Raw genomic sequence first — 14,582 nt, 5'->3', positions numbered from 1 at the left:
ATCGGGCGACCGGCATCGGGAACAAAATTCAAATTGAACGACCGTGCTTTTTCGTTGTATGCTGACTCCGTTCATCAGGACATGCGGCTGTTCGACCGCGCACAATGAAGCGCAGCCACCCCGGCGCGCGATGCATGGAGGCAGGCAGATGGCAGTGGATTACTCGACTCGCGACGGCGTGGCCGTCCTTACGCTCAACAATCCGCCCGTCAACGGGCTCGGCCTGTCGACCCGTCAGGGCGTCATGGACGCGCTCGATCGCGCCGCGCAGGACCCGTCGGTCACGGCCATCGTGCTGACCGGCGCGGGACGCGCATTCTCGGGCGGCGCCGACATCACCGAATTCAATACGCCGAAGGCGTTGCAGGAGCCGACGCTGCACACCGTGATCCGCGCGGTGGAGGCGAGCGCGAAGCCCGTCGTTGCGGCGCTGCACAGCGTCGTGATGGGCGGCGGCCTCGAGCTCGCGCTCGGCGCGCACTACCGCGTCGCGTCGCCGGGCGCGCAGGTCGCGCTGCCCGAAGTGAAGCTCGGCCTGCTGCCGGGCGCGGGCGGCACGCAGCGCCTGCCGCGTGCGGTGGGGCTCGAAACCGCGCTGAACATGATCGTGTCGGGCGCGCCCGTGCCGTCGGAGCAGCTCGCGAAGAGCGGGCTGTTCGACGAAATGGCCGACGGCGACCTGCTCGACGCGGCCGTCGCGTTCGCCCGCAAGGTCAGTGCGCAGAAGGGGCCGCATCCGCGCGTGCGCGATCGCAAGATCGTCCATGAGAATGCCGCGGGCTTCATCCAGTTCGCGCGCAATTCCGCGAAGGCCGCCGCACCGAATTTCCCCGCACCGCACAAGTGCATCGACGCGATCGAGGCCGGTGTGCTGCACGGCTTCGACAAGGGCAGCGTTGCCGAGCGCGAGGGTTTCGTCGCGCTGATGATGACGCCGGAAAGCCGCGCGCTGCGGCATGCGTTCTTCGGCGAGCGCGCGGCGAGCAAGATTCCCGACGTGCCGGCCGATACGCCGCTGCGCGAGATCCGACGCGTCGGCGTGATCGGCGCGGGCACGATGGGCGGCGGGATCGCGATGAACTTCGTCAACGCAGGGCTGCCCGTCACGCTGCTCGAGACGAAGCAGGACGCGCTCGAGCGCGGCGTCGCGACGATCCGCAAGAACTACGACGCGCAGGTGAAGAAGGGCAAGCTCTCGCAGGAGAAGCTCGACGCGCGCATGGCGCTGATCACGCCCACGCTGTCCTATGACGACCTGAAGGACGCCGACCTGATCGTCGAGGCCGTGTTCGAGGAACTCGGCGTGAAGGAGCAGGTGTTCAAGAAGCTCGACGAAGTCGCGAAGGCGGGCGCGATCCTCGCGTCGAACACGTCGACGCTCGACGTCGACAAGATCGCGGCGTTCACGAAGCGTCCGCAGGACGTCGTCGGCATGCACTTCTTCAGCCCGGCGAACGTGATGAAGCTGCTCGAGGTCGTGCGCGGCGCGCAGACCGCGAAGGACGTGCTCGCCACCGTGATGGCCGTCGCGAAGAAGATCCGCAAGACGGCGGTCGTGTCCGGCGTGTGCGACGGCTTCATCGGCAACCGGATGATCGAGCAGTACATCCGCCAGGCGCTCTTCATGCTCGAGGAAGGCGCGCTGCCCGCGCAGGTCGACCGTGCGATCGAGAAATTCGGTTTCGCGATGGGACCGTTCCGGATGAGCGACCTCGCCGGCAACGACATCGGCTGGGCAATCCGCAAGCGCCGCTACGTCGAGCAGCCCGAGCTCCACTACTCGAAGATCGCCGACCGCCTGTGCGAACAGGGCCGCTTCGGCCAGAAGACGGGCGCCGGCTGGTACGACTATGTGCCGGGCGATCGCAAGGCAAAGCCGTCGTCGCTCGTCGACGAGATGGTCGTCGCGTATTCGAAGGAGCGCGGTGTCGAGCGTCGGAAGATCGGCGACGACGAGATCGTCGAACGGCTCGTGTTCGCGCTCGTCAACGAAGGCGCGAAGATCCTCGAGGAGAAGATCGCATCGAAGGCGTCCGACATCGACATGGTCTACCTGACCGGCTATGGCTTCCCGCTGTGGCGCGGTGGCCCGATGCTGTACGCGGACGTGGTCGGCCTCTACAACGTCGAGCGCGCGATTCGCCGCTACGCGGCTGCACCGAACGGCGACGCATGGCAGCTCGCGCCGTCGATCGCGGAGCTCGCGAAGGCTGGCCGCGGGTTCAACGGCTGACGCGCCGGATCGCGGCGCCACGCACACCCGGAGAAACGCAATGAAACGCACCGACGACGTCCTGCTCGTGATCGACGTGCAATACGACTTCATGCCGGGCGGCGCGCTCGCGGTGCCCGACGGCGACGCGGTCGTGCCGGTGATCAACGCGCTCGCGCAACGCTTCGACCAGGTCGTGCTGACGCAGGACTGGCACCCGCGCGAGCACGTGTCGTTCGCGGCGAATCACCCGGGCCGCGAACCGTTCTCCACGCTCGCGCTGCCGTACGGCGAGCAGGTGCTGTGGCCCGTGCACTGCGTGCAGGACACCGAAGGCGCGGCGTTGCATCGCGATCTCGACATCCCGCATGCGCGGCTCGTGATCCGCAAGGGCGGCGACGCGCAGGTCGACAGCTATTCCGCGTTCGTCGAAGCCGACCGCACGACGCGCACCGGGCTCGCGGGTTATCTGCGCGAGCTCGGCGCGAAGCGCGTGTGGTGCTGCGGGCTCGCGACAGACTACTGCGTCGCGTGGTCCGCGCTCGATGCGCGCGCGGCCGGTTTCGAAGCCGCGGTGATCAACGATGCGTGTCGCGCGATCGACCTGAACGGGTCGCTCGCCCACGCATGGCAGCAGATGCAGGCAGCGGGCGTCGCGCATGTGACGTCCGCGGGCGCGCGCCCGGCGGCGTAGCGCATTCCCAATTCGATTCAGGACATGAAGCAGGACCGAAGGAGACTCGCATGACCGAAGCCGTAATCGTATCGACCGCCCGCACGCCGCTGGCGAAATCCTGGCGCGGTGCGTTCAACATGACGCACGGCGCGACGCTCGGCGGCCACGCGGTCGCGGCCGCTGTTGAACGCGCGAAGCTCGACCCCGCACGCGTCGAGGACGTGATCATGGGGTGCGCGAACCCCGAAGGCGCAACCGGCGCGAACATCGCGCGTCAGATCGCACTGCGCGCGGGGCTGCCCGTGACGGTGCCGGGGATGACGGTGAACCGTTTCTGCTCGTCCGGGCTGCAGACCATCGCGCTTGCCGCGCAGCGGATCATCGCGGGCGAAGGCGAAGTGTATGTCGCGGGCGGCGTCGAATCGATCTCGTGCGTGCAGAACGAGATGAATCACCACATGATCCAGGAAGGCTGGCTCGTCCAGCACAAGCCCGAGATCTACTGGAACATGCTGCAGACGGCCGAGAACGTCGCGAAGCGCTACGGCATCTCGAAGGAGCGGCAGGACGAGTACGGCGTGCAGTCGCAGCTGCGCGCCGCGGCTGCGCAGGAAGCCGGGCGTTTCCGCGACGAGATCGTGCCGATCACGGTGCTCGCGGGCGTTGCCGACAAGGCGACGGGCCGCCTGTTCACGAAGGAAGTGACGGTCTCGGCCGACGAAGGGATTCGCCCCGACACGACGCTCGAAGGCGTGTCGAAGATCCGCTCGGCCGTGCCGGGTGGCGTGATCACCGCGGGCAACGCGAGCCAGTTCTCGGACGGTGCGTCGGCCTGCGTCGTGATGAGCGCCGACGCCGCGCGGCGCGAAGGGCTGCAGCCGCTCGGCGTGTTCCGCGGGTTCGCGGTGGCCGGTTGCGAGCCGGACGAGATGGGCATCGGCCCCGTGTTCGCCGTGCCCAAGCTGCTGAAGCAGGCAGGGCTGAAGGTCGACGATATCGGCCTGTGGGAGCTGAACGAAGCGTTCGCGGTGCAGGTGCTGTACTGCCGCGACACGCTCGGGATTCCTGAGGATCGTCTGAACGTGAACGGCGGCGCGATCGCGGTCGGCCATCCGTACGGTGTGTCGGGCGCTCGCCTGACGGGCCATGCGCTGATCGAAGGCAAGCGGCGCGGCGTGAAGTACGTGGTCGTCACGATGTGCATCGGCGGCGGGCAGGGCGCGGCCGGCCTGTTCGAAATCCTCTGATCTTTGGCACGGAGCGGCCGCGGTTTCGCTTCAGCGAGACAGGCGGCCGCGTCGCGAATCGGCGCGACTGATCCGCCATTCGAAACAATCGGGAAGCAAAAGGCATGCGCCCGGCAATGCCGTTTCCCCTTACTTGTCAAACGAATTGCCCCACCTATACTTGCTCTGACATTTGCCTTTCGGCACGATGGGCCGGATCGTGCGTCGTGCGATCCGTGCCGCGAAGGTTCGAACCAACGCAGCAGACCGACCGGGGACCGAATGAGTACGACCTATGCAGCCGGGGAACCGCCGCGCGTCGTCAGCGCGGCCGCAAGGCTCTACGCGAAATGCCTGCTGGTCGGATTCGCGTTGCTGCCTGCCTATCTGATCGCCTATCTGTGGTTCTTCAGCGATCCGCACGTCGTGTTCGAGAACCACGCGTTCCATGAAATCGCGATCGCGGCCGCGACCCTCGAAGGCGCGTTCGTCACCTACGTGACGTGGGTCTGCTACCGCTCGTCCGGCGAGCCGCTGCTGCGCTGGCTGACACTCGGCTTTCTCGGCTTCGCGATGATCTATGCGCTGCACGGTGCATTCACCGGGATGGCGCATCACAACATCTGGCTGTTCCTGCTGTACGGGCCCGCATCGCGGCTCGTGATGTCGATCCTGCTGCTCACGGGCCTGCTGTCGTATTCGCGTCCGCCCGATCGCCTCGAGAAGCGCACGAGCGTGCGCACGTGGCTGCCGTGGATCGTGTTCTTCGTGATCGTCAACGTGGCCGTGGCGTACATCGCGTATTCGCCGGTCGCGGGCGCGCCGGGCACGCGGCTGTCGATGGAAGGCGGCGCGCTCCTGTTCTCGCTGCTGAACGTCGCCGTGCTGCTCGCGCGGCGGATCCGCTCGCCGCTGATGGTGATCTACGGCGTGTCGATCATGGCGTTTGCGCTGTCGTCGCTCGCATTCATTCTCGGCAAGCCGTGGAATCACATGTGGTGGCTCGCGCATGCGATTTTCGCCGGCGGCTTCTTCCTGCTCAGCTACGGCGTCGTGCAGGCACTGCAGACGACGCGCTCGTTCTCGGCGATCTACAGCCAGGAAGACCTGATGAGCCGGCTGTCGGAATCGATGGCGCGTACCGAGAGTGCGCTGCAGGAGCTGCGGCGCACGAACCAGAAGCTCGAATACATGGCCGCGACCGATCCGATGACGGGGGCGTCGAACCGCCGGCAGTTCATCGCGCAGGTCGAGCGCGAGATGGTGCGGGCCGAACGCGACGGCACGCCGTTCTGCCTGCTCGCGCTCGATCTCGACAATTTCAAGAACATCAACGACGCGTACGGGCACCAGATCGGCGACGAGGTGCTGCGCGGCGTCGTGCGCCAGTGCCTCGACGCGATCCGGCCGGCCGGCGGGCTCGCGCGGGTCGGCGGCGAGGAATTCATGGCGCTGCTGCCGGACATGCCGCTCGAAGGCGCACGGATGACCGCCGAGCGCGTGCGCTCGTCGATCGCGAGTTCGCCGTTCGGGCTCGATTTCAAGCGCGTGCAGGTGACGGTCAGCGTCGGCGTTGCACAATACGGGCCCGACGGCAGCACGGTCGATGCATTGCTGCGTGTGGTCGACGAACGGTTGTACCAGGCGAAGCGGGAAGGGCGGAACCGGGTCGTGGCGCGGTGACGCGGGTTTGCGCGGCACGCGGACATCGGTGAGCGGACGCGGAACATTCGGCAACCCGGGCGTACGGAGGCTGTGTCCGGCGCCGCGATCCCCCACGAAGCCCCGGAGGCGGTAACGCCTCCGGGGCTTTTGCATGCCCGGTCGGCACGCGGCTGGCGATGCGCTACCGCGACGCCAGGGCCGCCGCGCTCTGCTTCGGCTGAGCATCCTGCATCCGCTGCGACGCCTGCCACCAGTACTTGCCCGCGCGCTGCTGCGGGTCGCGGATCGCGAGATACGTCGTACTCCAGAGCTGTGCCGCGTTCGCTTCGGTGGCGTCCGCGCTGCGCGTGCCGAATGCATCGGTCTGGTACTTGCCGTTCACGTACGACCACGTCCACATCTCCGACGTGCGCATGTCGCGTCCGTTCGAGATCACCTGCCAGATCGTCTGCCGTGCCTGTGTGAGCAGCATGCGTGTCGCGGCCGACAGGTCCTGGCGCGCGAGCTGGCGATCGAGCCCGGCCACCCACATCGCCTGCTGCCACGACCAGATCACCGTGCCGTGATACGCGGAACTGGTGAACTTCGGCCACAGGGCCTGGCTTGCATACGCCGGATTCGCGATCAGCATCCCGGCATCGGTCACGAGCCCGGTCGGGAACGGCCGCGTGACGTCGGTGACGATCCGTTGCAGCTCGTCGTCCGGCGGCGTGCCGAACAGCAGCGCGAAGCCGCCGTCCGAATTCATCACCGGAACCGGATTGCCCTGCTGATCGAGCGACAGCGCGTAGAACGCCAGCGGCGTGCCCGGCGCGGTGCCGGCCGGCACGCCTGCGGACGGCGCATAGGCCGACACGTCGGTGGCTGCCTGCGCGGCCGGCACGCTGACCTGGAACAGCGGCGGTGCCTGGGTTTCCCACGTGGCCGCCTGGTTGGCCGCGTTGGCGAGCGTCGCGCGCTGTCCGGCATCCAGATACGGATCGAGCAGGCCGCGCGCGAGGAATGCGTTCGCCGCGCGCAACGCGGCCGGCACGAGCACCGCGTTGACGTCGTACGGATAGACGCCGCCGCCGAGCCCGTCGGTGCTGTCGCGCCAGTTGCCGACGATTTCGCCGGGTCGCAGGTGGATCAGGTTCGCGACCGACGGCTGCTGCGCGAACGGCTGCGCGGTCGTCGCGACGTGCAGCAGGTTGACGACCAGGCGGCTGCCATTGGTCTGCCCGTCGCTGCCGCGCTGCGCGAGATAGGCGGCCGCGCGGGCCTGGCCGCGTGTATCGTCGATCAGCCACGCGGCCGCGATCGGCGCGAGCAGGTAGTCGCTGTCGATCATCTTGTAGTCGTAGGTCGGCGTCGGATCGTTCGGCCGCCCGTTCTTCTGGTTGTCGACGAGGGCGAATTCGCCGATCCCTTCCTCGTGCGCGACCTTGCCGTCGGTCGACAGCCGGCTCAGCACCGACGACAGGCCGGCCTCGATCGCCGCGGGTTCGAGCACGGGCATCAGCATGCGCACCGAGATCAGCGTGTCGCGGCCGAAGTAGGTGTCGTATTGCCACGAGCCGGCCAGCAGCTTGTCGTGGAAGCTCAGGAACTCGAGCACGTTCTGGCTCACCGGGTCGGGGTTCACCGATGGCGCGAGCAGGTCGGCGCGCGTGATGGGCGACAACGGCGTCTCGCCCGACAGCGCATCGACATGCAGCCGCAGCGTGTGCGAGCCCGCCGGTGCGCTCAGGACGAGCTTGCCGCCCGCTGCCGGCGCGATGCTGCCGCCGTCGCGCAGCGTGATGCGCAGTGAATAGCCGGGCGCGCCGTCGATCCGGTCGCGTTGCCATTGCGCGGCGCTGCCCTGGACCGTCGGCGCGGTGAGGATCTGCTGCGGAATCGTGGCACCGCCGTTGAAGTCGCGCAGGAAGCGCACGTTGCTGAGCACGCCCTGTCGGATCGTCAGCGTGTTGGTGTCCACCGACACGTCGGCGCCGATGCCGTAAAGCGGGCGGCCGTGCGTGTCGGGTGCCGATAGCGCGGACGGCGGCGTGTCGAGGCTCCAGTTCACCGGTTGCGCGGTATCGTCGAACCACAGCCCCGTGCCGCTGTTGCCGGCGGGGAAGACCACGAGCAGACGCGGCTTCGTCGACGAGCGCACCAGCAGATGTGCGGCGACGTTGTCCTGCCGGTAGAACGCGTTGATCTGGCCGCCGGTGTCCATGCGGAACGACAGTGCGGCGTTGTTCGACGGCGGGTTGCCCGATTTGACGTCGTCGTCATTGCAGGCCGCGAGCAGCCCGGCGCAAATGAATCCGAGACACAGCGACTTCGCAAGGCGATGCATGTTGATGTCCCTCCTGATGACTGGCGATTTTTATGAGAATTATCGAATGAGCGGGTGCTCGGTTTGCTGCGTCCTGTATTGAATAATTCCCGGAAACTATGGGATTAATCAGGATGTGATTTTGAGGCGAATTGAATGCGAGATAACCGGTTGGCGGCTAATGCCGGAATTGAAAACAAAAGGAGGCGCTGCCCCGGCAAGGCATGAAAGACTTCTCTGCTGACGTTCCGGCGCCGTGCCGACACGGGGGTGCGCGGAGTGAGAAACGAAACGTAAGCTATCGTAGGGGATTCTAAAGTTCGGATAAAGTCGAAGTCAATAATGATTTTATGGCTTTCGAATAATGTTCTGGAACGAGGTCGCAATTATTGCTTGTCGGGTCGGTAAATTGTGCGAATTCGCGGGGAAATGGAGATGCATTGATCGTCGAGTTTGGTGAAAATCGATTGGCAATCGATATCGGTATTGGTGATTGATTCCGAACCGGGATTGAATCGTGGCGGTTTGCCTGTCGCCGTGTCTCGGGCGGTGCAAACGACGCAGCAGAGTGCGGTGGATTCTGCAATACGGAGCGGTGAGCAACCGGCGTTCCTGCGACCGGGCTGGCGTGTGAATCCGTGAACCGGGCTCCATGCGATCACGCCAGCGGCGTCGGCAAGTTTGGTAGGCTTGGGAACTGCTTCCGTTTATCGAATTGGCGCAGTCGGTCATTGATGCGATTCGATATCCGTCTTTTGCGGGACTGACGATCTTGCGACAGAGCGACTCTCCATCGATGGCCGATGGGGGTTGACGTCGCCTTCACTCCGGAGAATGCGCCGTGCTGCACGTGTCCGACGATTCAGTGGTCGTATTGGTTGATTTTCAGACGCGGCTGATGCCGGTGATCCACGACGGGGTGTCGGTCGTCACGCAGGCTGTCCGACTTGCCCGTATTGCGCAGATACTCGGGGTGCCGGTGATGGGTACCGAGCAGAGCCCCGTCCAGTTGGGCCGGAACGTACCGGACATCAAGGATCTTTGCTCGAACACCGTCGTCAAGGACCATTTCGACGCATGCGCGGAGGGCTTGGTCGATGCATTGCCGGCCGGGCGCAACAGCGTCATCGTCGCCGGTTGCGAGGCGCACGTGTGCGTGTTGCAAACAGCGTTCGGGCTGTTGCGCAGCGGCCGCAAAGTCACGGTGGTCAGCGACGCCGTTGGGTCACGCAGGACGATCGACCGGGACGCGGGGATCGCCCGGCTCGCGGCGGCGGGGGTGCAAATCGCGACGGTCGAGATGATCGGGTTCGAATGGCTGGGCTCCAGCCGGCATCCGCGTTTTCGCGATGTGCTGCGCCTGATCAAGTGAGTCGCGGTGCCCGTGCGCTGACGGAAACAGCGTTCCGGGAGCCGGATGCGTGAATCCCGGGATGTCGGCCGATGGAGCCGGCGGGTTTGGTGGGCTGGCCGCCGGCGGTCGTGGGCGGGATCGTCGCGCCGGCGGGCGACACGGAGAAGAGTCGGGCATCGTGCGCGAGCGCCCGGTCGTGACCCTCCGATAGCGCGCCGAAAGTCCTCGTTGAACTGTCGCGCCGGCTCGAAACCTCGCCGTCGCGGCGGCGAGGTTTCTCGGCTTCCGACGGCGTTCAGGCTGCTGCCGCCTGATGAACCGAGTCGCGCTGCTCGCCACCCAGGATATCGATGAGGCTGGTCAACATCCGCTCCAATTCACCGGTCATCAGCGTGACATCCGAGTCGAAGCGTTCATCGTCGTTCTGCGCGGTCGGATCTGCCGCTTCCTTGATCACGTCGAGCGGCGTCACGCGCTTGATCGTCAGCGACGGCGTCAGCACGAAGGAGATCCGGTTGTCCCACGTCATCGCAAGGCGCATGCATTGCTTGCCGGCCTCGATGTGCCGGCGCATGTCGTTCGCTTCCAGTGCGTGGCCGACATATCGCACCGTGGCGCCGCCTTCGCCGCTCGAGCGCAACTCGGCGTCCTGGTCCACGGTGAATCCGCCCGGCGCCTCGCCGGACAACAGCCAATCCGTCATCGCGGCGACCGGTGAACGCACCACCTGAACACCGGCGAGCGGCAACTGATCGATCGATTTGACGAGCAGGCCGCGAACGTCGTCGGCAAGCGCCTGTGAAGCCGCATCGATGACGAGCCAGCCGTTCGCCGTATCGATCCACACGCGGGTATCGCGCTGAATGGTGAACGCGCGCGGGAGCAGTTCGTCGGTCACCTGCTCCTTGAGTTCGCGCATCTGTTTCCGCCCGACCTTGAAGCCCTGCTGCTCCTCGATTTCAAGCGCGCGGGCCTTGGTCACCTGAGTGACGACCGACGCCGGAAGCAGCTTCTTTTCGGCACGAAACGTCAGCAACATCTGCCGGTTGATCGAATAGACAAGTGCGCCGTCGTCACGCGGCGACGCCCATCCATGGCTCTGCATCTCGACGCTGGTGCCTGGCTGGAACGCGTGGGGCGCCAGCCATTTTTCCATCTGATCGGGGGTAACGGCCCAAGGTGCCGGAAGACGATGAAGCTGAAGGTTCTTGAACCACATAGGAGTACGGGCAAAGCGCACCATTCTATATGACGGTGATGCTTCGGGTGCGGATTCGGTCGCGCGATGTGACGGGCCAATTGTTGACGGATGTCGTGTCGAGTAGGTGGGCATCGCTCACCCAATTCGCCACGGAACGGAGCCACGCTCTGCTCGAAAAGGTGCTTTGAGCGGTGAGAGTGCCGTATGGACGGCTCGAATCGTTCCGGGCGAAAGCTTGCCGAAAACGGGATCATGCCGGACGGCCTGCAACGCCTGCAAAAGTTGCTTTGCACACGCATCGTTGATCTTCGGCGCTGTGGGCGCGGCCGGCTTAGAGGTCGAAGTGCTACCGGTCAGGTGTTTCTTCGTGACCTTGCTGTTGCCGGCTTCCTTTGCTTTCGCGAGGTCCGACACGATCCGCTCAAGTGCCTTGTCGCCGCCGTGCGCGCGAACTTCGTCGATCGCGAGGGTGCCGGCGATCGCCCCGGCGCGTACGAGCGCATGGGTGAACGACCCGTGTGTCGAGTGCGAGGGGCGGGGCGTCGTGCGCCGTGTGCGTCCCGTCACGACGTCAACGCATGCGTGTGATGTATGCGGCGGCAGCGGGAAGGTGTGTGTATCGGAGGAGCGCATCCCGTTCGTCGAAGGGCGCAACGGGCCGCTGGTCTTTCGGGAATACGAACCATGCGGCGACTGCGGCGGGATGGGGCGGATCACCGCGTCGCCGGTTTCGGATGCGAAGGGCCGGCACATCTGCCCCGACTGCTCCGGTTCGGGTAAGCGTCAGGTCGACGACGCTAGCCGGGCGCACGCGCTCGCCGTATCGCTCGATGAGTATCGGCGGAACTGGTCGTGGCGCTTTCACGACAAGCTCGCGCTGTTGGATACGGTAGACGGATCGGTGTACGACACATTGCGTCGTCAATTGCGAGGATGAAACGTATTCCATTTCAAGAGCGGATCGCGAAAACTTCGCACACCCTTTACCGCGTCACTGGATACGTGAGCGACCGCACACTCGTGTCGCATCAATTGCCCGACAGGCGTACTGAATCGCGGGAGCGCCGCGACCAACAACGATAACTGTCTGTCGGGTCCGTTGGGAGGGCGTTCGCCCTTACGAAATGAATATCGAAGCCCTGAGTGCGAAAGCTCCCAGGGCTTTTTTGTGTGCAGCTCAACCAGCGCCCCGCGCCGATTCTTCGGCAGCGGGGCGCTTTCGTTTCAAGTCCTGACACTGACACGTGAGGTGGGTTCGGGAATATGGAGTGCGGCCTCCTTACTGTGAGCCGATCGGTGTGAAAACATCTTGGCCCACATTGGTGTGCTTCCACGAAAACTGGGCGAAAGCGTTTGCGTAGTAGTAGAGCGCGGTGATAGTCGGCGTGCCGTTCGTCACTCGGCAAAGTCCCGACCACGTTGTAATGCTGTTGTAGCTGGCCGAGCTATTGTTCCAGTTTACGGAAAAAGTAAGCAGCGTAACTTGATCAAGCCCGTTATTTGAAGGCGGTGCGGCATAGTACCAACCAGAAAGCGAAAAGGTTTGTCCTGTTGTTCCGGAGGGAGAAATATAAGTGCCTTGAATGGCGCCCGCTCCGGAAACGGAGCCGATTTTCATCGTTGAACCCAGCTCATTACGCCATGAGCCGATTGGGCTCTGGCAAGTTGGGGTGGTGGGAGCTGTTTCGGCCCATGAGGGTGATGTGAGCGTCGCCAAGATAGCGAGAGATGCGAGAGTCTTCTTCATTTTGGCTTCCTTTCGTGTGATTGTGCGGATCCCGCATATGGGCCCAACCACGCTGTGGTGAACCTTACCCCCAATCCGACACGCAATTGCGCGAGCTCGACTGATGATTCCTGGTGGCAGCAATCATCCTTTTAAGAGATTTGGTCGAGTGGGTGATTTATTCGCGCGATCGTTTCCATTAACAATGGCGGGAAAAGTTGACCGGGCGAGAATGGTCTTGGTTGCTTTATTATTCAATAGGCGGTTTTCTCTGGGTGCTTATTGAAAATTCAGAATAGGTTGATCGGGGGTGATTTGCAAGAATGCGAATTGGATTTTGGTGAATTTGCGGGGTCAATAAATGCTGACTTTGTGGTGATGTGGGGCTGAATTTTGTGGGCGTCATGGGATCGGTGAATTAAATGAAATTGTTGTCGATTATTTTCAATTATGTGCATCATGATTGATGTCACGTAGATGCGGTGCACCTCCCCATATTGGAGATGTGCCAATAGAAGGTGAAACCCGTTAGGCGAAGGCCTTACGGGTTTTTTGCTTTGGAGATGTAGAAATGCGAGTCGAGTCGACGAGCCTCGAACCGCGTGACGTTTGGTCGGCGCGGGATGAAGATCGAAGCATGGGGTGCGTTACAGCGCGGTGCTTCGTGTTTGACGACGCGATGGACCGTGTCGTGTGGGCGATGGACCGCGCGGGTGACGATGCGAGCGCCGATGTCGCGACCGAGGCAGGTCTGCCCACTTTTTGAGCAGGCGGGGACCCTACGAGCATCGCCATACGCGGGGGCTCGCACCCGCGTTTTTTCTCTACTGGCGAGTTTCCATAGGGGGTCATATTCATGCCGACTCAGCAGCAGATCTCCGACCATCTCGACCTTGATCAGTCGGCCGTTTCGAGGTTCGTCGACAAGGTCCAGCTCGACTATCGCGTTGCGTCGATCGACGAGATCCGCATCGCGTACATCCGGCACTTGCGTGAGGTCGCGGCCGGCCGTTCCAGCGGTACCGGCATTGATCTCGTCGCCGAACGGGCGAAGACCGAGATCGTCGATCGCGAGATCAAGCTGCTGTCGCTATCCGACAAGCTGGTGCAGGAGCTGCACACGCTATACGGCGTCGGGGTGGACGTCGAATGGTTGAACGAGCGTATATATGGATGCCTTGAGCAGCTTTCTGAATACGACCCAGACAGTCCACGCAGTGATTCGCCGGATCGCGAAGATGCTGCGTCCGCCGGAGCGGATTGGGACGACGGATTAGGCGCGCAAACATCGAAGGTTGAGCGCAAAGGGATCGGCCAGCCCCGGCCGGTATAACCCGAACATCACGCCGTGGGTGTTCGGCATACACGAAGCGCTGGACGATCCGACTGTGCAGAAGGTCGTGTGCATGAAGTCAGCGCAGGTCGCGTGGACGGATGGCGTGCTGCTGAACTACATCGGCAAGCGGATCGACGTCGACCCGTGCCCGATAATCGTTACGTTCCCTAAAGAGAAGACGGCGAAGAAGTTCAACCTGGAGAAGTTCGAGCCGATGGTCGAGGTGACGCCTCGCCTGATCACCGCATACTGGAACACGTTGGACACGTACTGGCGCAGTTTGATCGCTACGGAAGGGGAGCCACGCTCTTCGACCCGACGCCCATCAATGCAAGCACGTCGTGAGCGGTAACAGAGCGTGGGACGGTTCCCGATGTACGGGTACGCGTCGGCTTCGAGCATGCGCGGAATCTCGCCAAAGTGCCGCTCGGTCCACGTCTTCCGCTTCTACTTCAGCCACTCGTCGCTGACTGCTCGAAAAGTTGCTTTGCCTTCGTTGTTACGCGCCGACAGGACTTCCTGTCGCGCATGGGAAGGGTGCAGTCCCTTCTTGACGAGTTCACGGGCATCGTCGCGTGCCGCGCGCGCGTCCTGAAGGCTGATGTTGGGGTATTCGCCGATCGCGAAGAGATTCTCCTTCCCGGCAATTCTGTACTTGTATCGCCAGAGCTTGGAGCCGGACGGCTTCACCAACAGATACAGTCCCTTGCCATCGGTAAGTTTGGTAGGCTTGTTGCCTGCCTTCTCTTGTCGGATCCTGATGTCGGTACGCGGCGCGGTGAAGAAGGGGGTATCGTCTCCGGATGGTCGAAATGATATCCCCTTTTATACCCCCTTTTTTCTCGGCTGGACACGATTTCCGGCGAACATAAGCGAACGGT

Annotated in this window: 11 protein-coding genes and 2 pseudogenes; 8 read left to right on the top strand and 5 right to left on the bottom strand. The window is 63.8% G+C overall.

What is annotated here, in order from left to right:
• Positions 1-148 precede the first annotated feature (148 nt).
• The 4 genes from F3J15_RS05710 to F3J15_RS05695 all read left to right on the top strand — a co-directional run bounded on the left by F3J15_RS05710 (position 149) and on the right by F3J15_RS05695 (position 5,797).
• Positions 149-2,233: a 3-hydroxyacyl-CoA dehydrogenase NAD-binding domain-containing protein gene (locus F3J15_RS05710; RefSeq protein ID WP_166888623.1), complete on the top strand. Its 2,085-nt coding sequence runs from the start codon at positions 149-151 to the stop codon at positions 2,231-2,233.
• Between the two features lie 40 nt (positions 2,234-2,273).
• Entirely contained in the window at positions 2,274-2,906 is a 633-nt protein-coding gene (pncA, locus tag F3J15_RS05705) for a bifunctional nicotinamidase/pyrazinamidase (RefSeq protein WP_089445808.1), read from the top strand.
• Between the two features lie 50 nt (positions 2,907-2,956).
• Positions 2,957-4,135, top strand: a complete 1,179-nt coding sequence (locus tag F3J15_RS05700) for an acetyl-CoA C-acyltransferase (protein ID WP_046545909.1) — start codon at positions 2,957-2,959, stop codon at positions 4,133-4,135.
• Positions 4,136-4,396: 261 nt separating this feature from the next.
• The gene (locus F3J15_RS05695; RefSeq protein ID WP_166888620.1) at positions 4,397-5,797 is read left to right on the top strand and encodes a sensor domain-containing diguanylate cyclase; all 1,401 of its coding nucleotides are present in this window, start codon (positions 4,397-4,399) and stop codon (positions 5,795-5,797) included.
• 163 nt (positions 5,798-5,960) lie between these two features.
• On the opposite strand, the gene F3J15_RS05690 is transcribed toward F3J15_RS05695, so the two are convergent.
• A complete protein-coding gene (locus F3J15_RS05690; protein ID WP_166888617.1) occupies positions 5,961-8,105 on the bottom strand; it encodes a hypothetical protein in 2,145 nt (714 codons plus the stop codon).
• An 820-nt stretch (positions 8,106-8,925) separates the two neighbouring features.
• Between F3J15_RS05690 and F3J15_RS05685 the strand changes: the two genes are divergently transcribed.
• Positions 8,926-9,456, top strand: coding sequence for an isochorismatase family protein (locus tag F3J15_RS05685; protein WP_069248199.1), 531 nt, complete (start codon positions 8,926-8,928; stop codon positions 9,454-9,456).
• A 277-nt stretch (positions 9,457-9,733) separates the two neighbouring features.
• Here F3J15_RS05685 and F3J15_RS05680 read toward each other — a convergent pair whose 3' ends face one another.
• Together F3J15_RS05680 and F3J15_RS05675 are read right to left on the bottom strand one after the other, a co-directional pair.
• A complete protein-coding gene (locus F3J15_RS05680) occupies positions 9,734-10,657 on the bottom strand; it encodes a recombination-associated protein RdgC (protein WP_069248198.1) in 924 nt (307 codons plus the stop codon).
• A gap of 174 nt (positions 10,658-10,831) precedes the next feature.
• Positions 10,832-11,137 (bottom strand): annotated as a pseudogene (locus tag F3J15_RS05675) (pyridoxal phosphate biosynthetic protein PdxJ); the annotation flags it as partial.
• A gap of 4 nt (positions 11,138-11,141) precedes the next feature.
• Between F3J15_RS05675 and F3J15_RS05670 the strand changes: the two are divergent.
• A pseudogene (locus F3J15_RS05670) lies at positions 11,142-11,576 on the top strand (hypothetical protein); the annotation flags it as partial.
• A 342-nt stretch (positions 11,577-11,918) separates the two neighbouring features.
• On the opposite strand, the gene F3J15_RS05665 reads toward F3J15_RS05670, so the two are convergent.
• Positions 11,919-12,386, bottom strand: coding sequence for an avidin/streptavidin family protein (locus tag F3J15_RS05665; protein ID WP_083265891.1), 468 nt, complete (start codon positions 12,384-12,386; stop codon positions 11,919-11,921).
• Between the two features lie 835 nt (positions 12,387-13,221).
• Here F3J15_RS05665 and F3J15_RS05660 point away from each other — a divergent pair.
• Together F3J15_RS05660 and F3J15_RS05655 are read left to right on the top strand one after the other, a co-directional pair.
• Positions 13,222-13,698, top strand: coding sequence for a MarR family transcriptional regulator (locus F3J15_RS05660; RefSeq protein ID WP_166888614.1), 477 nt, complete (start codon positions 13,222-13,224; stop codon positions 13,696-13,698).
• The gene (locus F3J15_RS05655; protein WP_240158849.1) at positions 13,661-14,053 is read left to right on the top strand and encodes a phage terminase large subunit family protein; all 393 of its coding nucleotides are present in this window, start codon (positions 13,661-13,663) and stop codon (positions 14,051-14,053) included. Before F3J15_RS05660 ends, F3J15_RS05655 begins: the two co-directional genes overlap by 38 nt.
• A 95-nt stretch (positions 14,054-14,148) precedes the next feature.
• Here F3J15_RS05655 and F3J15_RS05650 read toward each other — a convergent pair whose 3' ends face one another.
• Complete coding sequence (locus F3J15_RS05650; protein ID WP_345891961.1) at positions 14,149-14,457, bottom strand: Arm DNA-binding domain-containing protein; 309 nt, start codon at positions 14,455-14,457, stop codon at positions 14,149-14,151.
• Between the last annotated feature and the right edge of the window lie 125 nt (positions 14,458-14,582).

The sequence above is a fragment of the Burkholderia sp. Ap-955 genome (genome assembly GCF_011753045.1).
Classification (GTDB): Bacteria; Pseudomonadota; Gammaproteobacteria; order Burkholderiales; family Burkholderiaceae; genus Burkholderia; species Burkholderia lata_D.
This window is presented reverse-complemented; position numbering and strand designations above follow the sequence as displayed.